The organism is Defluviitalea raffinosedens, from assembly GCF_016908775.1.
In the GTDB taxonomy this organism is placed as follows: domain Bacteria; phylum Bacillota; class Clostridia; order Lachnospirales; family Defluviitaleaceae; genus Defluviitalea; species Defluviitalea raffinosedens.
The window spans coordinates 17,051-38,827 of the sequence record NZ_JAFBEP010000015.1 but is presented as its reverse complement, the minus strand read 5'-3'; the positions used below and the strand labels follow the sequence as shown (position 1 = coordinate 38,827).

The 21,777-nt window shown below is 34.1% G+C and carries 19 protein-coding genes; 3 read left to right on the top strand and 16 right to left on the bottom strand.

Annotation, left to right across the window (positions count from 1 at the left end; translation table 11 throughout):
• Positions 1 to 57 precede the first annotated feature (57 nt).
• Genes JOD07_RS10765 through JOD07_RS10750 form a run of 4 tightly spaced genes read right to left on the bottom strand, consistent with a single transcriptional unit; the run spans position 58 to position 2,096 of the window.
• Positions 58 to 624, bottom strand: a complete 567-nt coding sequence (locus tag JOD07_RS10765) for a 5-formyltetrahydrofolate cyclo-ligase (protein ID WP_158738804.1) — start codon at positions 622 to 624, stop codon at positions 58 to 60.
• A 33-nt stretch (positions 625 to 657) separates the two neighbouring features.
• Complete coding sequence (locus JOD07_RS10760) at positions 658 to 1,308, bottom strand: DUF2085 domain-containing protein (protein ID WP_204613949.1); 651 nt, start codon at positions 1,306 to 1,308, stop codon at positions 658 to 660.
• 21 nt (positions 1,309 to 1,329) lie between these two features.
• Complete coding sequence (locus tag JOD07_RS10755) at positions 1,330 to 1,872, bottom strand: zinc-ribbon domain-containing protein (protein ID WP_158738803.1); 543 nt, start codon at positions 1,870 to 1,872, stop codon at positions 1,330 to 1,332.
• Between the two features lie 23 nt (positions 1,873 to 1,895).
• Positions 1,896 to 2,096, bottom strand: a complete 201-nt coding sequence (locus JOD07_RS10750) for a DUF896 domain-containing protein (RefSeq protein ID WP_158738802.1) — start codon at positions 2,094 to 2,096, stop codon at positions 1,896 to 1,898.
• 168 nt (positions 2,097 to 2,264) lie between these two features.
• On the opposite strand from JOD07_RS10750, the gene JOD07_RS10745 reads away from it, so the two are divergent.
• A complete protein-coding gene (locus tag JOD07_RS10745) occupies positions 2,265 to 3,260 on the top strand; it encodes a hypothetical protein (protein WP_158738801.1) in 996 nt (331 codons plus the stop codon).
• A 15-nt stretch (positions 3,261 to 3,275) separates the two neighbouring features.
• On the opposite strand, the gene proB is transcribed toward JOD07_RS10745, so the two are convergent.
• The 3 genes from proB to JOD07_RS10730 form a co-directional block, all read right to left on the bottom strand.
• Complete coding sequence (proB, locus tag JOD07_RS10740) at positions 3,276 to 4,088, bottom strand: glutamate 5-kinase (protein ID WP_158738800.1); 813 nt, start codon at positions 4,086 to 4,088, stop codon at positions 3,276 to 3,278.
• A gap of 44 nt (positions 4,089 to 4,132) precedes the next feature.
• A complete protein-coding gene (locus tag JOD07_RS10735) occupies positions 4,133 to 4,870 on the bottom strand; it encodes an HAD-IB family hydrolase (RefSeq protein WP_330576486.1) in 738 nt (245 codons plus the stop codon).
• A 113-nt stretch (positions 4,871 to 4,983) separates the two neighbouring features.
• Complete coding sequence (locus JOD07_RS10730; RefSeq protein ID WP_158738799.1) at positions 4,984 to 5,847, bottom strand: DegV family protein; 864 nt, start codon at positions 5,845 to 5,847, stop codon at positions 4,984 to 4,986.
• Between the two features lie 286 nt (positions 5,848 to 6,133).
• Between JOD07_RS10730 and safA the strand changes: the two genes are divergently transcribed.
• Positions 6,134 to 6,742: a SafA/ExsA family spore coat assembly protein gene (gene safA, locus JOD07_RS10725; protein ID WP_158738798.1), complete on the top strand. Its 609-nt coding sequence runs from the start codon at positions 6,134 to 6,136 to the stop codon at positions 6,740 to 6,742.
• 43 nt (positions 6,743 to 6,785) lie between these two features.
• Here the strand turns inward: safA and JOD07_RS10720 are convergent, their stop codons facing one another.
• Positions 6,786 to 7,169: a DUF1292 domain-containing protein gene (locus JOD07_RS10720; RefSeq protein ID WP_204613948.1), complete on the bottom strand. Its 384-nt coding sequence runs from the start codon at positions 7,167 to 7,169 to the stop codon at positions 6,786 to 6,788.
• A gap of 186 nt (positions 7,170 to 7,355) precedes the next feature.
• Here JOD07_RS10720 and JOD07_RS10715 point away from each other — a divergent pair, with 186 nt between their 5' ends.
• Positions 7,356 to 8,159: a histidinol-phosphatase HisJ family protein gene (locus JOD07_RS10715; RefSeq protein ID WP_204613947.1), complete on the top strand. Its 804-nt coding sequence runs from the start codon at positions 7,356 to 7,358 to the stop codon at positions 8,157 to 8,159.
• A gap of 31 nt (positions 8,160 to 8,190) precedes the next feature.
• Here JOD07_RS10715 and JOD07_RS10710 read toward each other — a convergent pair whose 3' ends face one another.
• The 8 genes from JOD07_RS10710 to JOD07_RS10675 form a co-directional block, all read right to left on the bottom strand.
• A complete protein-coding gene (locus JOD07_RS10710) occupies positions 8,191 to 9,018 on the bottom strand; it encodes a hypothetical protein (protein WP_204613946.1) in 828 nt (275 codons plus the stop codon).
• A 15-nt stretch (positions 9,019 to 9,033) separates the two neighbouring features.
• Positions 9,034 to 9,906 (bottom strand): hypothetical protein, encoded by an 873-nt coding sequence (locus JOD07_RS10705; protein WP_158738794.1) that lies wholly within the window; start codon positions 9,904 to 9,906, stop codon positions 9,034 to 9,036.
• Between the two features lie 70 nt (positions 9,907 to 9,976).
• A complete protein-coding gene (locus JOD07_RS10700; RefSeq protein ID WP_330636270.1) occupies positions 9,977 to 11,674 on the bottom strand; it encodes an NAD(P)/FAD-dependent oxidoreductase in 1,698 nt (565 codons plus the stop codon).
• Positions 11,604 to 12,845, bottom strand: a complete 1,242-nt coding sequence (locus tag JOD07_RS10695) for a BaiN/RdsA family NAD(P)/FAD-dependent oxidoreductase (protein ID WP_158738792.1) — start codon at positions 12,843 to 12,845, stop codon at positions 11,604 to 11,606. Before JOD07_RS10695 ends, JOD07_RS10700 begins: the two co-directional genes overlap by 71 nt.
• Positions 12,846 to 13,083: 238 nt before the next feature.
• The gene (locus JOD07_RS10690; protein ID WP_204613944.1) at positions 13,084 to 13,713 is read right to left on the bottom strand and encodes a hypothetical protein; all 630 of its coding nucleotides are present in this window, start codon (positions 13,711 to 13,713) and stop codon (positions 13,084 to 13,086) included.
• An 80-nt stretch (positions 13,714 to 13,793) separates the two neighbouring features.
• Positions 13,794 to 15,407 carry a putative polysaccharide biosynthesis protein gene (locus tag JOD07_RS10685; RefSeq protein WP_204613942.1) on the bottom strand — a complete coding sequence of 538 codons (1,614 nt, stop codon included), beginning with the start codon at positions 15,405 to 15,407 and terminating at the stop codon, positions 13,794 to 13,796.
• Positions 15,408 to 15,433: 26 nt separating this feature from the next.
• A complete protein-coding gene (gene typA, locus JOD07_RS10680) occupies positions 15,434 to 17,263 on the bottom strand; it encodes a translational GTPase TypA (RefSeq protein WP_204613940.1) in 1,830 nt (609 codons plus the stop codon).
• A gap of 202 nt (positions 17,264 to 17,465) precedes the next feature.
• A complete protein-coding gene (locus JOD07_RS10675; protein ID WP_204613935.1) occupies positions 17,466 to 21,776 on the bottom strand; it encodes an acyl-CoA dehydratase activase in 4,311 nt (1,436 codons plus the stop codon).
• Position 21,777: the final 1 nt, after the last annotated feature.

Genomic DNA, 21,777 nt, shown 5'->3' with positions numbered 1-21,777 from the left:
ACCTCATTATTTGTAATGTTTCGATTATTTTATCACGAGGATATATTTTATGCAACTTTATTTTATCCATCCTTTGTCTGTAACAATGGTATCTAAAGGGACATCATAAGGATCTGAAGGAATTTTGTCAATGAGTTGAAAATCATATCCTAAACCTATAATCTTTAATGCTCCTTTAACAGAAGAAAGATAACGATCATAATAACCTCCCCCATAACCGATTCTGTTCTTATCTCTGCCAAATACTGCTCCCGGAACTAAAATCAAAGTCTCTTGATTACTCTCTATTGGTTGTATACAGTCCTCTCTGGGTTCAAGAACATTAAAATGGCCTGCTTCTAATTCATCCAAAGATTTTATTTTAGAAAAAATCATTTCTTTCTTTTTAGGATTGACTTTAGGAACTGCAATGATTTTTCTGTCCAATAATCCTCTAAGAATAACTTTTTTAGTATCCACTTCATTTCCCATACTTACATATGTAAAAATCATTTTACATTGATGATACAAGGATGAATGAATAAGTTTTTCATAAATGAATTGACTTTTATAATATATTTCCTCTTCCGGCATTTGAGCTCTCATATCAAGAAATATCTTTCTAAGTCTTTGCTTTTCAGTCATATTTAACAGCTCCTGTTGATTACAAATAAAATTTTATCTGTATTGAGCTAACAGAAAATCATTTAACCATGACAATCCGCTCATAATCATCATAGAAATAATAAATGATATAAAATATATAATTTTCTTATTCATCGATACTAATAAATTCCTTATTATGATGAAAATCATCTGAACATAAACATATATAAGTGTACCTACAGTAATCCCTGATATACTCCACCATACAACAATTGATTGCATCGAAAATATCCCTGCAAAAGGGATCAAAGCACAAATCATAATGATTAAATCCTTATAATTCTCAACAATACTTAAATTATTCCCTTTCATAACCTGATAGTTTTTAAGCAAAAGAATGAAAACAGGCCAAAAAACTCCAAATAAAAATCCAGTAATCAATCGCGCTATATTATTAGATGCCCTGAGTCCTATATAAGACGTTGCTCCATCAATCATCATAGGAATCCAGCTAAGTAAAATAAACAGCAGTATTTTTAAGGAAGGAGGCTTATTTCCTTTCCATCGCTTTCTAGAAAACAGATATAAAAAGCCCAGGAATACTCCCATGTATATTCCTGTACACCTCGCACAAAGAGGCAATTGGTGATTCCCAATAAAAAAAGAACGTTCAGGAATTTGATGGCATACTGAACGACCTATAAAATAAATCCATTGCATCATTTTATTTTCACCCAAGGGATTTTACTGATAATACTGAAAATTATTGAAGCCAAAAGCAAAGATCATACAGCAAGTACAGATGAAAATAAGATATATAATACTATAAGTAAGCAACGCATATCCAAAGGTTTTTCGATCCTCATCTTCTTTGGTCATAAAAATGATCGCTGCAATAATACCGATTAAAGAACCTATTCCTGGCAATGCAGAAATCAAAACAGAAAGCGTAACCTTTATCCAATTGTTAAGGGGCTGTGTATTCTTTTCAGGTATCTTCTGATTTGAACCAAATTTATTTTCTGTCACAGAAGGAGATTCTTCAAAATGTTTCGTCTTAATAGTTGGTTCTTCTTCAGGTGTAGTTTTAATAATGGGTTCATCTGATATAATCTTAATAATTGGCTCTTCTTCGTCTTTCTCTGATTTTACCTCAACATTTCGATTTTCTATATGATCTTCTATATGGTTTTCTATATTAATGGTGTCATTTACCTCTGTTCCACAGTAAGGACATTCTTTTTGACCGTCTTCAATAATTTTTCCGCATTCTCTGCAATAACTCACTGTAATCTCTCCTATCCAGTTTTCTATTTAGATTTTAAATCCCTTATGGTTCCGTCTTCATTTTGAATTTTCACATTTCCCATAGTTAACCTAAAATTTCTTTTTACCAGTTCGATATATTCTCTTCGCAGTTGCTCCTGCTCTATTTTTTCTTCTTGGGTAAGCCCAACGGATTTCTGCTTTTTATACAACTCATTGATTCTGTTTATTTTTTTCTCTTCCATTTTGTCCTCCGTAAATATCTAGTATTTTTTATTATTATAATATATTTTCCACGAAATATCAAAGATTGTAAAAATGTAAAAGTAAATTTGCATGTTGTCAAGAGTTCTGGCAAATACTATTTTCATTAGGAAAATTATTTTGCATTTTGCAATGGAAGGAGGAAGAATATGAAAAAAAGATTTAATATAGTATTGCTTTTTTTATTGGCTTTAATTCTACTTGTCGGATGTCAAAAAAAGCACGAGAATTCCAGTTCGGATTCATCAGAAAGTAATTCTCCTCCATCTGCATTAGAAGATTTACAAAAATTATCTGAAGAACTCATCACCACAGTCAGTAAAAAAGATTGGGCAGGCGGAGCAGAGCAAATTAAATCCATCCATTCAAAGTGGAACACCTTCTTTGCCGATGCACAGAAAAAAGGTATGACTGCTGAGAAAGCAGATGAATTCAATAAAGATCTTAATACACTAACTACCCTAATTATTTCAAAAGCAATGGATGATAGTAAAAGCAAAGCTGCTTTAGAATATAAAAAAGCAGCCTTGGAATTAGAACGAGCTATGTCTAAAGGCGCTGAAGATTCACAAGGACAATCTGGCGGTGGATCCAGTGGTAGCTCCGCTGGTGGCTCCGGAGGCGAATCCAGTAACTCTGGAGGAGGAGCTGGCAGTTCCGGGGGTGAATCTGGTCAATCCGGACAAAACGGAAATTCCGGTGTATCCGAAAAAGAACTGAAATTACCCGAGGAAATTCTTCCAGATTCATATCCTTTAATGACTGCAACTCCTGAAGAATTAGAAATTGTCCATGCAGCTGTAAAACTTACAAAGCACATACCTTATATGACTGAATTATTTGAGGCAAAATTACCATCCGAAGTCTTAATACTGAAATATCATATCAGAAATATCAAAATATCTTCAAAGCAAGGAAACTGGGATGAAATCAAAAAAGATTTGAAAGAAATTGATGAAATATGGCCAAAACTTCAACCAAAAGTAATGGAAAAAAAAGACACTTTAGCTATTCAATTTAATCAAAGTATAGTGGAATTAAAAAGTGTTGTGGATCAAAAAAGTTCTACTTTAACAACTATTAAATGTGATATAGCATTGGAAAACATAAAAAAAATATCCGATTTATTAGAAAATGAACGCTGATATCAGCGTTCATTTTTACTCTTGTGTACGTTTTTCAAACAGTGTTCCCACTATTTCTCCTTCTAATATTCTATGTATATTGGTTAAATTTTCACCATTTGCGATTACCATATTTACACCATTATTGTTTGCAATTTTGGCTGCGGAAATTTTTGTAATCATACCGCCAGTCCCTAAACTACTTCCTACTCCTCCAGCAAGGTTTTCTATTTCATCTGTAATTTCTGGAACTGTATCGATTAGCACTGCATCAGGACAATCACGTGGATCCTGTGTATATAACCCCTCTATATCAGACAGAAGAATAAGCAAATCTGCTTCAATTAATACGGCAACCATGGCCGATAAAGTATCATTATCACCAAAAATGCTTTCTTGCAGTTCTTCAGTAGCAACTGTATCGTTTTCATTAACAATGGGAATAACTCCCATTTTAAGTAATGTATTAAAAGTATTTTGTGCATTGATTTTTTTAATAGAATCTTCTAAAACATCTTTAGTTAATAGGATTTGTGCAATTACTTGATTATATTCGCTGAAAAATTTTTCGTAAATTTGCATGAGTATTGCTTGCCCTACAGCCGCAGCAGCTTGTTTCATTTCAACTTCTTTTGGACGTTCTTTACATCCCAGCCTTTCAGCACCAACGCCAATAGCTCCAGAAGAAACTAAGACTACCTCTTTACCTGAATTTCTTAAATCAGATAAAACTCTGGCTAGCTGCTCCATTCTAGCATAATGAAGCGATCCATTTGGATGAGTTAATGAAGAAGTTCCAATTTTAATAACAATTCTTTTGCTATTTTTAAGTTCGTTTCTTGTATCCATCTGTCTAAATCCCCTTATCTTAATTAATGTAGTATATAAGTCTTTTACTTTTTATTTTTAAAGTAATTAGAATCCAAGTAATAGATCATATCTTTTCTTTCAACAATTATTTTAATTCTTTGCTTTAAAGATTCATTGTTCATAACCAAATCTATTAATTCTCTTGTTGGATTGATACAATAGGGATTACCCACGCTTTCCAGCATAGATAAGTCGCCTGCAGTATCTCCATAGGCATAACTGCTTTCTAAATCAATGTTATATTTCTTAGCTAATTCATCTACCGCTTTTTTCTTGCTTCTGCTGTCCCACATAGGGATCACTTCACCGGTATATTTTTGATTATTGCAAATATAAATACTTCCTCTATAATCATCCATATCATATCTGGCTGACATTTCTTTTACCAGCTCAATAGGACTGCCTGATATCGTAATAACTTTATGGTTTTGCTGTTTATGCCATGAGATTCTGTCCCTTGTAAAAGTATAAACTCTTCCACCCTTTTGTTCAACCACTTGTTTTGCTATAAATTGAATGATTGCCGAATCGACTCCTTGTATAGCATTGATATAAATCTCTGCCATTTCTAAAAGATAGTCATCATATTCGCCTATTCTATTATCCCATTTAATAAATTTAGGTTTTACTTCTTCATGCCACCTTTTCGGCTCAACAATATCATATCGAATGAGTTTTTTAAACATCTCAGTTATAAGACCTTCTCTGTACAGCGTACCATCTATATCAAAAAAAGCAGCTATTGTTTTAATGATCCTCACCTCTTTTAATATTCATTATATTATCAATGTTATGAAAAAACTTATCTATAATTAAAAGCTTAAGGATTATTCATTCCTTAAGCTCTTTTAGTTTTTGAATTATTGTAATGTTTTTATGAATGGAACTCCTGATCTAAAAAGTAAATAGCCAGTGTTCCAGGACCTGAATGGGCACCTATAGCAGATCCAATAATATGAATGATGAAATCTTTACAGCCAAACTTTTCTGTCATCAAATTTTTAATTTCTTCTGCTTCGTCCAGTGAATCTCCATGACTGATTCCAATCAATTGGTTTGAAAGATTGACGCCTTTTTCTTCTACAATTTCAACAAGTCTTTTGATAGATTTTTTTCTTCCTCTGACTTTTTCTATAGGCACAAGCTTTCCATCTTTAACAACAAGAATAGGCTTAATATTTAAAATACCTCCGATAAAAGCAGAAGTACGACTTACCCTGCCTCCTCGATAAAGATACTCTAAATCATCTACTGTAAAAACATGCATCATATGCTCTGAGTAAAATTGAACTGCTTCAACAATTTCTTCTTGAGATTTTCCTTCTTTCGCCATCTGAGCTGCTTTATAAACAACAAGTCCAAAACCTAAAGAAGCACATTTGGTGTCAATAATATCTAACTGAAATTCCGGGTATTCTTCTAATACTTCTTCTCTGGCAACGAGAGAAGCTTGATATGTACCTGATAATGCCGAAGAAAAAGCAATGTATATACAGCTTTGATTCTGTTGTGCATATTTTATGAAAACTTCTTTAAAAATTTCAGGTGTAACCTGCGCCGTTTTATAAACTTTACCATTACGCATATCACTATATAGTTTATGTGGATCTATTGTTTCACCATCAAGAAATTCTTCTTCGCCTAAATAAACGTAGAATGGAATAACATGAATATCATATTGGTTCACTATTTCTTTAGGTAGATCGGAGCCACTATCAGTAATAATTTTAACAGACATTTCTATCATCTCCCAGTTCTATTATTTCCCAAATTTTACTCTGCATCAGATGATCATTCTTATGTTATGATAAATGGTCAATAAAAAATCATAGTATGAACAGTTTGGTTAGAAATATTTTGCTCTATTGGCTCAATAATATCAAATTTTCTTACAAGATTCAATTATAAATAATTATATCTAATTAATTTAAATCTACATTATATGATAATTATTCCATTAATGTAATAACATACAAGAAATAATAATCCAGTTTTTATTAAAACTAATAGTGGAGGTGTCATTTATGAAAAGAAAAATTGTACTCATAGCAACTTTGTTTATTTTATTTTCAGTACCAGCTTTTGCTCAATCTATTACCTACACTGTTCAACCAGGAGACAGTATGTGGAAAATTGCCGTAAAATATCAAATTGGGCTAAGTGAAATTATTTCAGCAAATCCTCAGATTAAAAATCCAGCACTTATTTATCCTAATCAAAAAATCACTATTCCAAATATTGATGATATAAAGGCAGAAGAAAATGAAGTCATTCGATTAGTAAATGCGGAAAGAGCTAAACAAGGTCTTCCTGCTCTGAAAGCTAACTGGGAACTCTCCAGAGTAGCAAGAATGAAATCTCAGGATATGATCAATAAAAACTACTTTTCTCATCAATCACCCACATATGGCTCACCATTTAATATGATGGAAAACTTCGGTATTAAATTTTCATCAGCCGGTGAAAATATTGCAAAAGGACAACAGTCCGCATCTGCAGTAATGAATGCCTGGATGAATTCTCCTGGACATAGAAGCAATATCTTAAGTGCTTCTTATACTGAAATCGGTGTAGGCTTAGCTAAAAGCAAAAATGGAACAAAATATTGGACACAAATGTTTATACGTCCTTAAAATAAATGAAACGCCGAATTTCTCTCGGCGTTTCATTTTTTAATTATTCTTCTTCATCTTCTTCAAAATCTTCATCGTCATAGTATTCGAAGTCTTCGCCATCTATAAATTCGGAAAACTCATCCATGAATGCTTCAGATACTCTATCAAATTCAGCATCATCGTCAATGTTTAAGATTTCTAGTCCTTCTTCATCTTCTCTGTATCCATAAAGTAAAACTTGATCTTCACCTTCTGGAAGAAGGGCTATATAATCCTTGTTGTCTACTTCAAAAGTTCCTACAACATCACATTTTAATTCAGTATCGTCATCAAGTGTTAAATAAATAACTTCTCCTTCATCATGAGTATGGTCGCAACCGCAATCATGATCGTGAGCATGATCGTGTTCGTGGTCGTGATTACATCCGCAATCGTGTTCTGACATAGTATCATTCTCCTTTTTCTTTTAGTGGGTACTTGCACCCATAAATATTATAACATTATTTTGTGATTTTAAAACCTATTTGTTTGATTTTTTTATAAAATATTTTGATATGTTTTCTATTTATTTTATTCAATATTTGATGTAAACTAGTTTATAAAATTACTATAAAATGAAAGAAGTGATCATATGTTCTATGCCGATTATCATGCTCACTCTTCCTTTTCCACAGACAGCAATGCAGAAATGGAAGATCTGATAAAAACTGCAATTACATTGGGCTTAAAACAAATAGCATTTACGGATCATATTGATTACGACTACCCTGATCCAGCATTTCCTTTTATGATTGATTATGATCATTATATAAAAGTATTTGATGCATTAAAAGAAAAATATAAGGATCAAATAGAAGTTGTTTTAGGCGTTGAAATAGGATTTCAACCCCATGTAGCAAAGCAAATTGAAGAAGTCCTTTCCCAATATCCATTCGATTTTGTTATATGTTCTACCCATGTATGCGATCGATTGGATTTATACAATGGAGACTTTTTTAAGGATAAGGATCAAAAAAATGCATATCTTAGGTACTTTGAATGTGTATTATATAATGTAAAGAACTTCTTTAACTATGATGTCTATGGTCACATAGACTATATTAATCGTTATGGGAATTATAAAAACAAAAGTCTTTCCTATGAAGATTATAAAGAAGTCATCGATTCTATTCTTAAAACAATTATAGAGTCAGGAAAAGGCATTGAAATCAATACTTCAGGATTTAGGTATGGACTTGGATATGCTCATCCTCAGCTTGCAATTCTAAAAAGATATAAAGAATTAGGAGGAAAAATCATCACCATTGGTTCTGATGCCCATTCATCGAAAGACCTAGCCTCTCATTTTGATGAAGCATACAAGCTTATAAAAGCAGCCGGTTTTTCAGAAATTACTTTATTCAAAAACAGAAAACCATATTTTATAAAATTATAATCTGATCATAAAAAGATAGAGACAAGTATCTCTATCTTTTATACAATATATGTTCCATAAGATCTTTTTTAAAAGATCTGACAGCTAAAAAACATAAATTTGCAGTATTGTTGTTATTTGTCTTCCATCGTCCTGCACATTGCTGCAAAAGCTGGTATCCTTCTTTACAATGGTCGGATTCAATTTTTTGAGCTGGAATAATCCCCCTCATTTTTTCAATACCTGATTCCATCAATTCATTTTCACAGAAAACCTGAAAATCAAAAATATCTTTTTCAACTTCTGCTTTAACAAACAGTTTCCCATCTTTTATATAAAGCTCTGTAACATATAAAACTCTTTCCACCGTGTCATGGTTGTCTTTATAACGAATTTTAAGAGGTTTTTCTAAAAGGCCTATAGGCAACTGCACATTTTGATCAATAAAAATATTAGATTTCTTCCCTTGTTTTACAATCCGTATATCTTCAATATTTTTTAAATTATATTGATCAGGCACTGGCTCAAAATCAATTCTGATTAAAGTTAACGCATTCTTTTTCAATAATTCTTTTATTTTTATGGATTGCAACATTTTATTCGCTTTAATTTGAGACTGCTCAAAATGTCTGAAAATAATATTTCTTATTCCACAGTGGTATCCATTAACATATAAATTATAAAATTCAATACTGGAATCAATATTCTTCATAAATTGAAGAATACTCTCTTTATATGTTTTTGGGGTCGAAGTAAATTCGCTTTTATCTTCTGTGATTAAATCACAAAAAATCCGTGTATTGGTAAATCCAAAAGATGAAACATAATAGCACGTCCCTTGTATTTCCATAAAATTATCAATTGGTACTTCAATAAACAAATTTCAACACCCCTCTCATCGTACATAGGGCTTATTCCAATGATCATATACAATTACTTTTTTATCAATTTTTCTTTTCACATCACTTGAAAAGACAACAACTGAAACTTTTCCTTCTGTTGAACGGATCATACCTACAAAATTATTCCTATATTGAAAACCTTTTTTTGCCTTTTGATTCTTTGCCGGGGCTTCAATTTGCTTAAGAGGGATGTTACTTAAAGTATCCTCGTGAGTATTTTTTTTGACAAAAAGATTTGCCTTTTCAATATCCTCTTCTACTTCAATTTGAGCAATAAGAGGAATCTGATTCGACAATTTCCCTCGCAGCCTTAAATGCGGTAAATGGGATATGTCTGCTGTATAAAGCTGATGAATGTATAGCTTTCTTGTTTTCCGCTCTATAGGATCTTCATAGCTTATTTCATAAGGTTTATAAAACTTGGCAATAGGTAATTGAAGTTCTTTTTGAATGAGAATCGTTCTTTCTTTTCTTTCCACAGCAAAATGAATTTGCATGATTTCATCCTTTAAATCAAAAGGCTCATATTCTTCCTCAACTAATACCAGTTCTTTCCCTTCCAGACATTTAGGTAAAGCTATATTTTGAAGAAAAAGATTATTATCTGAAGATATATAATGAATAAATCCTCCCTGCCACTGATAAGGTAAGCCATTTATGTATAAATTACATTCTTCCACTTTTCTGTTGGAACTTCTCCATTCCTGAATTACTCTACCTTTATGGTCTCTTAAATCTGGCGAATAAAACCGTTCTGCGTCTGTGATCAGTTCACACATCACTCTTTTGCTTGTAAAATATAAGCTTAAGATATAATAATAATGTTCGCCAAGTTCAATCAGTTGATTTATCTTTATTTCTTTCATCTCAGTATTTTACCTGCTTTCAAAAATTTATTATTTATAAATAATAATTATATATGAACGTAAATTTAATCTAATCAAAAATCTTATAAAGAGGAGAAAATTTGGATGCAATCACTTCCGCTGTCTTAATTCCATCCACTGCAGCTGAAACGATCCCTCCCGCATATCCTGCTCCTTCTCCAATCGGATAAACACCTTTTATATTGCTTTCATACTCATTGCTTCTTTCTATTCGAATAGGTGACGAACTTCTTGTTTCTACTCCTGTCATGACTGCATCTCCCATTGAAAATCCTTTTAATTTATGATCCAGCATAGGGATAGCTTCCTTTAAAGTCTCCACTACAAAATCTGGAAGGCAAAGTCTTAAATCCGTCAGTTTTATTCCCGGCAAATAGGAAGGCATAACAGTTCCCAGATCTGAAGAAGGTATATCCCTTAAGAAATCTTTCACCAGCTGTGCGGGAGCTGAATAATTGGATCCTCCTGCTTCAAAGGCCTTTTTTTCCCATTTTCTCTGAAATTCTATGCCGGCCAGTGGATGAGTATCACCAAAATCTTCCGGATGAATTCCTACAAGCAAAGCACTATTGGCATTTTCTTTATCTCGTTTATATTCACTCATTCCGTTCGTCACAAGATAGCCTTCCTCTGAAGCTGCCCCAACAACCACTCCTCCGGGACACATGCAAAAAGTATATGCAGAACGACCATTTGAGCAATGGTAAGCCAGCTTATAATCTGCAGCACCTAATCTCGGATGACCAGCATATTTTCCATACTGTACCTGATCAATCATTTTTTGTGGATGTTCAATACGGACTCCAATGGAAAAAGGTTTTTGATGTATGAGCATACCTTTTTCATATAACATCTTAAAGGTATCTCGTGCGCTATGTCCAAGGGCTAAAATAACAACATTACAAGGAATAAATTGATTATGATTAACGGTTACTCCCACGATTTGTCCATTTTCTACATTAAGGTCTGTGACTTTATTTTCGAAACGAACCTCTCCTCCAAGCTCTATGATTTTTTCTCTGATATTTTTTACAACGATTTTTAAAATATCAGTTCCTACATGGGGTTTACTCTTATAAATAATTTCTTGAGGAGCTCCTGACTTAACAAACTCTTCCAACACCTTTCTGCAGCGTGGATCCTTTATTTGAGTCGTAAGTTTCCCATCAGAAAATGTACCGGCTCCCCCTTCTCCAAATTGAACATTGGAATCAGGGAGTAATTTACGCTCTTTCCAAAACCTTTGAACATCTTTTGATCGATCGTCTACATTTTTCCCTCTTTCTAAGACAATAGGTGCATAACCCATTTGTGCCAAAATAAGAGCCGCAAATAATCCTGCAGGACCGCTTCCAACAACAATAGGGCGATAAGTCAATTTGCTCACTCCTGTACTAACATATTTATATTCTAAGTCCGGTGCTATGCTTATTTTTTGCGTACTCTTCTTTAAGATCTTTTTCTCTTCTTTAACCTTTACATCTATTGTATATACAAAATAAAGTTCTTCTTTTCTTGCATCAACAGACTGTTTATAAATCGAATATGAAATTAAATCTTTATTTAGTATTTTCAAAGCTTTTATTATAGCTTTTTGAATATCATCCTCTGTATGGTCTATAGGTAATTTTATTTCTGATAATCGAATCATAGTATTTTCCTTTCCTGTTAATCTATCATGCTTTAGCTGCGACTTCTCCCGCAATATATCCTGAAGACCATGCCCACTGCAGGTTAAAACCTCCACAATCTCCGTCTACATCCATAATTTCACCTGCAAAATAAAGTCCAGGTATTAATTTGGATTCCATTGTATTCGGATCAATATCTCTAACATCAATCCCTCCAGCCGTTACCTGAGATTGCATCCAGGATTGTGTTCCCTTAATAGGAATTTGCCAGTTTTTCAAGATGTTAACGATATTTTTTCTTTCTTTAGCATTAATCTGAGCACAAGATTTATTCAAATCCTCAATTCCTGCTTCTTTTAAAATGACAGGAATTAAGCGTTTATTCATCATTCCTACAAAACTAAATTCAATTGACTTTTCCGGATGATAGGAGAATCTGCTTAAAATCATGTTTTCGATTTGATCTTCTGATAAATCTGGAAATACATCTATAAAAATGTAAGGTCTTGATTTTTTTTGATGAAGTATTTCTCCAGCTTTTCTGCTAAGTTGTAAAATAGGAGGACCGGAAATCCCATACTCAGTAAAAAGTACTTCTCCAAACTCTGTTTGCAAAACATTATTATCTGCAACAGCAGATACCTTGCCATCGAATTTAACTCCTTTAAGTCTTTTTAAAAACCAGGCATCCAATACCAGCTGTACCAATGCCGGAAAGGGACTAATTAATTTATGTCCAAAGGGAATAACCAGTTCATATCCGCTTCCGTTTGAGCCCAAATTAGGAGACGATTTGCCTCCCGTGGCAAGAATCACTTTATCTCCTGTGATCTTTCTTCCATCTTTCAATGATAAAACGAATTGATTATTTTTTCTTTGAATTTTGATGACTTCTGCATTACATTCTTCTTGCACTTTAAGAAGTTGTAATTCGTAACGAAGAACGTCAAGTACACTGGATGCTTGTTCGGACATAGGAAATACTTTTCCGGCATCTTCTATTTTATAGGCAATCCCCATCTGTTCAAAAAAGTCAAGGGTCTGATGAAGATTAAATTGGTTTAAAACACCTTTAACAAATTTGGGATACGAGCTGTGATACCTTTTCAGATCTATATTAATATTTGTCAGATTGCATCTCCCATTTCCAGTCGCCAAAATCTTTTTGCCTACTCTGTCCATTCTTTCTAAAACTATGACTTCGGCACCGTTTCTGCCCGCTGCAACTGCAGCCACAAGACCCGCCGCACCTCCGCCAATAACCAATACCTTATGTGGTTTTTTCATATAAGAGACTCCTTCATATTATAATCATTCTTAATTTTAAAATATATCCCTTACTTTATCAAGAAGCAGAAAATTTCATCAACGAGAAAGTGTTTCGCAGGCACACCTCTCCCGCTATGTAGGGTCTGCAAAACCAACAAAGTTCAACACTCAAAAGTGTGTATCCTAAATTACAGATAAAATTCAAAAGGATTAAATATGTATAAAAAATAAAAAGCATGAGATCCTTTGCCTCATGCTAGCTGGTGTAATCTTCCAATATCCGTATTAAAGCTTCTTCTCCATAAACTTTAATACCTGCTTTTAATTTATTTTGCTCTTCTATAGGAAGAGAGGAAATAGGTGTTTCTGTAATCTCTTTTATTTCTAGTTCTCCGTCATTATTATAAAAAATAGTTATGTATCCGTTGTATTCTCCTACAACAAAATGATATGGACTTTTGGAAGATATATTCTTTTTCATAATCACTTTTTGACTGGAAAAATAGCTGATTTGCCAGTCAGAATATTTTTCTTGAAGTTCATCTCTTGTTAAATCAATTAAAAAATAAGGTGGTTCTATGATTTCTTCTACAGTTTTTCCATCTTCTTCATAATAATACTGATACACCATTTGGGTTGATTGGGTGATTCTTGGAACATTTGCCTGAGAGGTTGGAACTCCTTCAATTGTTTGTCCCATATTCTGATCTATATCGCTGATAACATTATTAATATTGTTACTTACATATTCTCCAACTATGTCTTTTGGATCAACTTTTTTTAAATCTGCTGATGGCAGTAAACTCATATAAAGCATATAAAAACCTGCTACACTTATTATAAATATTAAAACAGATAAAAACCATATTCTCTTTCGAATAAACATACAACCAACTCCAAACAATGATTTTGTAATATTATTTCCATTTTTTACGGAATTATACAAATCATTGCGAATTGGTTTGATCATTCTCTGATAATGCCTATCTCAATCAATTTTGATGCTATAATTTCTCCTTTAGGCAAAAGAAGAACCTCTTCTTTGCCTATGCCTCCTATGGCAAATAGTATACCAAGATATACAATAATGGATAATAATATAGAACCTAGAGTCGACACTGTATTATTAGCAGTTCCCCATAAAATAAGCTCATAAAACACAAAAGAGAATACCCCCATTCCTATTCCGGCACCAAGAGGTTTTATAAAAGTATTAATTATTTCAAGGTTGACTTTTGTTCGGCGAATTGCTTCTTTCATATCTAAATATGCAATGACCATATAGCAAACAATAGTGCTAATGATTGCGCCTTTAATATTTACTGATGGTATTGAAATTAAGAAAAAGTTAAGCAGGATCTTTATTATAACCCCTACACCAGCATTCATTGCTGGTATATTTGGCTTGCCAATACCCTGCAAAATGGCTGTTGCCACTTGAACTAACGATTGAAAAATAACTGCCAGGGCACCTAATCTAAGAAGATCTCCCCCTGCAGGATATTTAGGAAATAACATTTTTAGTATGGGATCACCCAAAACAAACAGACCAACAGCTGAAGGTGCCGCCAGCATCATTGCCACTCTCATTGCAAGATTAACTTTATTCATGACTACCTTTTTTTCTTTTAAAGCTACGGATGCTGCTATACTGGGAACAATGGCAGTAGCCAATGCAGTTGAAATAGAGATAGGGAGATTGGTCAAAGTAACATATTTTCCTGATAACTGCCCGTAAAGTTCATTGGCCTCTAGTTCTGTCATACCAATGGACTGTAGAATCGACATTACCATTTTTACATCAACTAAATTGGTGAAACTAAAAATAGTGCTTCCGATAATGATTGGAACAGACGTCAAAAGAAGCGTTTTTAATATACTCACAGACGACTCATTCACTTCATCATCGTTTTGCCTATTCACTCTTTTCATGATCCTGGGACGTGCCAATATATAAACAAAGACAAGAAATAGCAAGCCCATCAGTGCCCCGATTCCTGTCCCCATCGTACCTCCGGCCGCACCATATTCGACACCATATTTCAGTAAAAAACCTGCCAAGATAATACTAAATACTGCATTAAACACCTGTTCTATAATCTGAGAAATTGCCGTTGGCACCATCGTATTCATACCCTGATAGTACCCTCTAAAAGCACTCATAAGTGCAACAATTAATAATGTTGGTGCCAAAGCCATCATACTATACACGATTCGTGTATTGTCCATGAATTTTGCAATAGGCTTTGCTCCGAACCATAGAATTAAAGAACATATCAAACCTGATACGGACGCCAGTAATAAAGATACTTTAAATACTTTATGGGCATTTTTATACTGTTTTAATGCTATTCTTTCTGATACCATTTTAGAAATTGAAGCAGGCAATCCAGAAGACGAAATGATAAAAAATAAAAGATAGATATTAAAGGCTATGCCATAGAGACCGTTGCCATCGTCACCAATCATATTTGTCAATGGCCAGCGATAAATGAGTCCAATCACTCGTACAATTAAACTGGCAGCAGCCAAAATAGCGGCCTGTTTAACCAATGCCCCCCCGGCATTCTTTTTCTTCATATGCTACACCTCAACATATTCACTATTTACTGTTTCCTTCTTTTTGCTCTTTGTCGTTCTCCACTATTTAAAATTCTTTTTCTAATTCTCAAACTTAAAGGTGTTACTTCCAAAAGCTCATCATCTTCAATGAATTCAAGACATTCTTCTAAACTCATAATTTTGGGCGGAGATAATCTTAAGGCTTCGTCAGCAGTAGATGAGCGCATATTCGTTACATGTTTTTTCTTGCAAACATTCACTTCAATGTCTTCACCTTTTGGGTTTTGCCCTACAACCATACCTTCATATACTTTTGTCCCCGGTTGAATAAACAAAACGCCTCTTTCCTGTGCATTATAAAGCCCATAAGTCACAGCTTCTCCTGATTCAAAGGCTATAAGAGACCCTTGCGTTCTTCTTTCTATGTCCCCTTTATACGGTGCATATCCATCAAAAATTGTATTTAAAATACCATTACCCTTCGTATCTGTAAGGAATTCAGAACGATAACCAATCAATCCTCTTGAAGGAATAGAAAATTCCAAACGGGTATAACCACCCTTTGAGGATGTCATGTTAATCAGTTCTCCTTTTCTTCTTCCCAACTTTTCCATAACTGCTCCAACAAATTCTTCCGGAACATCAATTGTTGCTTTTTCCATGGGCTCATAACGTTTTCCATCCACATCTTTGTATAAAACTTCAGGCTTGGACACCTGAAACTCGTAGCCTTCTCTTCTCATGGTTTCAATCAAAATAGATAAATGTAATTCTCCTCTTCCGGATACTTTAAAAGAATCTGTGGAATCCGTTTCTTCTACTCTTAAACTTACATCCGTTTGAAGCTCTTTAAATAATCGATCTCTTAAATTTCTGGAAGTAACAAATTTACCTTCCTGCCCTGCAAAAGGACTATCATTAACTGAAAAAGTCATAGCTAAAGTCGGCTCGGATATTTTAACAAAAGGAACAGGTTCTGGATATTGTACGTCACAAACCGTGTCTCCAATATGAATACCTTCTATGCCTGAAACAGCAACAATATCACCTACTGAAGCACTTTCAACAGGAACTCTTTGTAATCCCTCAAACTGATAAATCTTTGTGATTTTTACCTTTTGATTTTTACTTTCATCCAATGCATTAACTATAACGACCTCTTGATTGACTTTAATCGTTCCTCTTTCAACTTTACCAATACCTATTCGGCCAACATACTCATTATAATCAATTGTGGATATAAGTAGTTGCAAAGGATCATCAGGGCTGCCAACCGGTGCAGGTATATATTCTACAATTGTTTCAAAAAGGGCCTGCATATTTTCCCCCTGAACAGAGCTGTCTAAAGAAGCCGTACCATTTTTAGCTGACGCAAATACAAAAGGACAATCCAGCTGACTTTCATCTGCCTCTAATTCAATAAATAACTCTAATACTTCATCAATCACTTCTTCAGGTCTTGCTTCTGGTCTGTCAATTTTATTAATACATACAATGACAGGTAATTCAAGATCTAATGCTTTCTTTAAAACGAATTTAGTTTGCGGCATTGGTCCTTCAAATGCATCCACAACAAGAATAACGCCGTTGACCATTTTAAGAACTCGTTCTACTTCTCCTCCAAAATCTGCATGTCCAGGTGTATCAACAATATTGATCTTAACATCCTTATAATAAACTGCTGTATTTTTAGATAAAATTGTAATACCTCTTTCTCTTTCCAAGTCATTGGAATCCATAACTCTATCTTTTACTTCCTGGTTAGCCCGAAATATACCACTTTGTTTTAAAAGTTCATCCACCAATGTGGTTTTACCATGATCTACGTGTGCAATAATCGCTATATTTCTTATATCATTTCTTTGCTGACTCACTTTTCTTTCCCACTTTCTTATTTAGCTAAATTATGTTATGACTAAAGGATATTGTATCATACAATCGACTATTGTCGCAATCAAAAGAAATTATTGATGCTATTCACTATTTTCTCCATTAATAACTCCATCATTCATCTTAAATTTTAATAAAAAGTAATCGCCTTTATTATCACAAATACGATAATAAAGGCGACTTAAATTAAACCACTTCATGAACTTCTTTGCGAATTTTTAATACAGTACTGTGCAATCGTTCAACTTGCAGGCAAAAGGTCTCAAGCCTAGCTTCAATGATTTGTGGGAAAACACTGCCGTCAGTTTCTATGGATAAAAACGGAAGAGCCGGATACTTCTCCATAACTTTTTCTATCAAGTTGCGATCTGATGCTATAACTAATTTGTGTTCGTTGATTTTCTCACTAATAATCGCTTCTGCAATTCTACTGGGCATACATCCAAAAGGACCTATTGAAATCACTCCGGACACTTCGTCCACTATTTCTGTAATTGCCGATCCTATCGTTAAAATGGCTTCACCGGTTAATCTGGGAGAAATTAAATCTTTTACATTGGATATGATTTTTTCAACATTAACCATTCTATACTCATAGAACCCTGATTTAGCAAAAATTTGTTTTATAATTTTTTCATACTGATTTTTGAAAAAACCTTGAATATATACAGAAATCCTGTCCTTTACAGTGGAATTGAGATTATATCGATACTTTTGAATATAGTCGCAATAATACATCCATTCTGCTATGGGGGCTGTTTTAACAATAATATTTTTCTTTGCCAAATTCTCTACAAGATTCTTTCTCGAGAAATTATCCTGTCTGACATAGATCTCCCCAACCAAAGCAATCTTTGCTGCCTGTTCTATTGGCATTTTGATCTCGATGGATTTTAATTTTTCTGCACAAATTTCCAAAGTATTTTTTAATTCTCTCCAAGAATCCTTTTCTACACTACTAATCAACATGTTGCATACTTCTTCAAAGACTTCCATACCTTTTTTCTGATCTTTTGCCAATACCAGAACTGCACTTCTTATTTCTTCTAATACATCTGATATGATTACTGAGTGCCATGCCCGAAGCAAGGAGTCTATTCCAAAACCAGCATAGCCGTTTTCAGATGTTAAGGAAATAACGGCTACATTTTCCAGTTGTAATTTTAAAATCAGCTTTTTGATTAAGACGCTATATTGTCCAAATCGACAAGGACCAGATGTCTTAGGCATAAAATATACCAAAACTTCGTCTTTGAATTTTCTTTCATTTAAATATCGCATTAAACTTCCAATAGTCAACTGCAAAGGCAGGCATTCCTTGCAGGAAGAATAACTCCTTCCTATCTTTAACTCTTCTTCTCCGGGTTCTGGAAGAGCTGAAGCTCGTATTCCTACATGCCTGAAAGTTGCAGCTAAAAGTTCCGATCCAATACCTCCCATAGAAGGGATAATAATATGCACCTTCTCATCCTTCAATGGGTGTTGGTCTCCATTAGAATCAATAACCCATACAGTTCCACTTCTTTTTTCTAAAGAAGCAGGTCTGAATTCTTTCTTAAGTTCTTCTGAATTTTGCTTTTCCAGTTGCTTATAACTTTTTACTACATCAATAAAAGCCTCTATACGTGTATCAATTCCGGCGTCTGCTGTATGACTGTCCAGTTCCAATGTAAGGGAAGGTTTTTTCCCCATAATATTTCTGAAATAGCCGGTTAAAAAAGAATCCGGTCCACAACTAAAATTGGTAATATATACGCCGAATAATTGAGGATGCTTTTGCACTTTCCGTGCTCCTTTTAAGATCAGTTGGCCCATTGCCCAATACATATTTTCTTCACTTTCTTCTTCATCAATAGGAAGAAAATCATATGGGATAATAGAATAATTTCTTGTAGCGAATTTATGAGGTATACCCATATTCGTCCATTGCGTAAAGGCATTATAAGGACGTCCAAACAGCACAAATCCCACACAATTACTATCTTCTTCAATTTGCTTTAAAAAACGCTTCCCTAATTCTTTACATTCATGATAGAAATCTTTTTGGGCCTGTATTCCAAGTTCAAATGCTGCTCTAGCACTGTTTGGATCTATATTAAGCTGTTTACACATTTTTACAAATGTGTTTTTTATATATTCATAACCTTTGGCAAAGTCTAAGACTGGACTTAAAACAATTTTATTCCTTAATTCATTAAAAGTAGATTTTATATAATAAGGTTCTCCCTGAACGAGAGGGCAAGTAACGCTGGCAGGCATTCCGTTTTTAACTTCCACAGATTTTACATGGGGTAAAAAGTAAATATCCGGATTCTTCTTGATCAAATTGCCCATTGATCCATGAGATACTTCAACTGGATAGCAAAAAGCAGCACCTTTTCTCTCTATGCTTTCTTGATCCATTGCATCGCTGCATATCACATCAAATCCAAGTCCATAAAAAAATTGATAATAAAGAGGAAAAAAGGTATTGCATAAGAGAGACCTGGGAATTCCTACAGTCTTATTTTGATACGATGCAATCCTGATACCTCTTTGCACACTATATTTCTCGAAGATCAATTTTTCCCTTAAATGAACCAAATCCATCTGACTGACATCCTGATCATTTTGCTCATAACTTATATTGTAATATTTGTTGCAGGCACCGCCAAAAGGATAGACCTTATTTTGAATTTGAATTCTCTGAATATGACATTTCCTGTCACACTTTTCTTTCCCGCCGGCACACACAAAGGGTTCCTTATACACAACTTCCCGCTTTGATAATTCGTCTAAATCAAAATGCATAGGCTCTATAAGATTTAAACGCAATTTTTCTTTTACATTCAATGCAACACCAAAAGCCCCTATTAATCCAGGATGTGGAGGAACGATAATCGTTTTTCCTGTTAATGCCGCCATTGCTATAGGAACAGCTTTATTGTAGCATACTCCACCCTGCATGAAGATTTTATTTCCAACTGCTCTATTTCCTTTTACACGATTGATATAGTTCATACATACAGAGTATACTAGCCCTGCTGCGATATCTTTTACATCAATTCCTTCTTGTATTGCACTTTTGATATCGCTGCTAATAAATGCCGCACACTGATCGCTAAAATTAGGTGGATTTTCACTTTTGAGTGCAATTTCTTCAATTTCAGTTGTATCGATGTATAAGGACTCCCTCGCAGCTTCTTCCAGAAATGATCCTGTTCCGGCCGAACAAGCTTCATTCATTGCATAGTCGGAGGGAACACCATTGGTAATATAAGTATATTTTGCATCCTGTCCTCCTATTTCAAAAATAGTATCAACTTCTGGGTCAAAATAGACGGCTCCATTGGCATGGGCAATAATTTCATTAACTACTGCGGGGGTAAGTGCATGAAGCGCAGCAATCTGTCTACCAGAACCAGTTACGCCCAAACCTATAATTTCAATATTGCAAGGTATTTGCTTCTTAAGATTTTCATAGCACTGTCTTGCGGCTTTGACTGGATCACCATTGGTACGAAGATAACAAGATGCAAGTATGACATTGTCTTCTTCACGCATGACAACAGCCTTAGTAGTGGTGGAGCCTACATCCAAGCCTACAATGCAGCGATCATTTGGTTTTGCTTCTTCAATGCTCATATTCTTAAAAATAACTTTATCTTCATACTTTTTTAACTGAGGAAGAAATGAAAAGGAGCTTTGATGACGGCAAAACCAATCTTGATCCATGTTTAAACGTTTGGTATCATGTTCCAATCCCCATAAGGCAGCTCCAAGTGCTTCAAAGGTTCTGGCATAGTCCGGTACAATCAAAAGAGGTATTTTCTCTTTTAAATAATGAAGCATCGTAATATTCTGAGACGTTCCTCCAATTAGTAAAACCTTGTTATATGAAGTTTTTTTAAGCAGCTCAATAATCTTGTCCGCCATCATTTTAGACAATCCGGCAACTACTTTTGACTTTTCAATTCCCTTGTTTAATGCATGGGTACAATCACTTTTACAGAATACAGAACATCTCCCTGCAACTTTGTAAGGGGCATTTAAATTTGCTCGTGATACGGTATCCTCTACATCAATATTCATTCTCTTGAGCTGCTGCAAAAAAAATTCTCCCGTACCCGAAGCACATTTATTCCCTGTATGTACATTAATTATTTTTCCATTCCTGTCTAATTCGTAAGCTAAAAATGTTTCTCCTCCGGCACTGATGACCACATTAGAATCTTTTAAATCCAGGTTTTGGTTTGAAATATATCTATAAGCATATTCAATCGCTTCAGGTTCTGAAATAGACGATGCATCCAGCAAATTTCTAAATTTTCTTCCTGTAACAGCGATTTGATCAGAAGATCTTAATGTATCTGAACGCATAATTTGCTTAATGATATGGCGGGGATTTCCTTCATGAGGTATTAAATTCTGTTCTAAAATATTAATACAGTCTCCGTCTTTTTCCAGTAAGACATAACCAACACTTGAAGAACCGATACATAATCCTAGTGATTTCAAA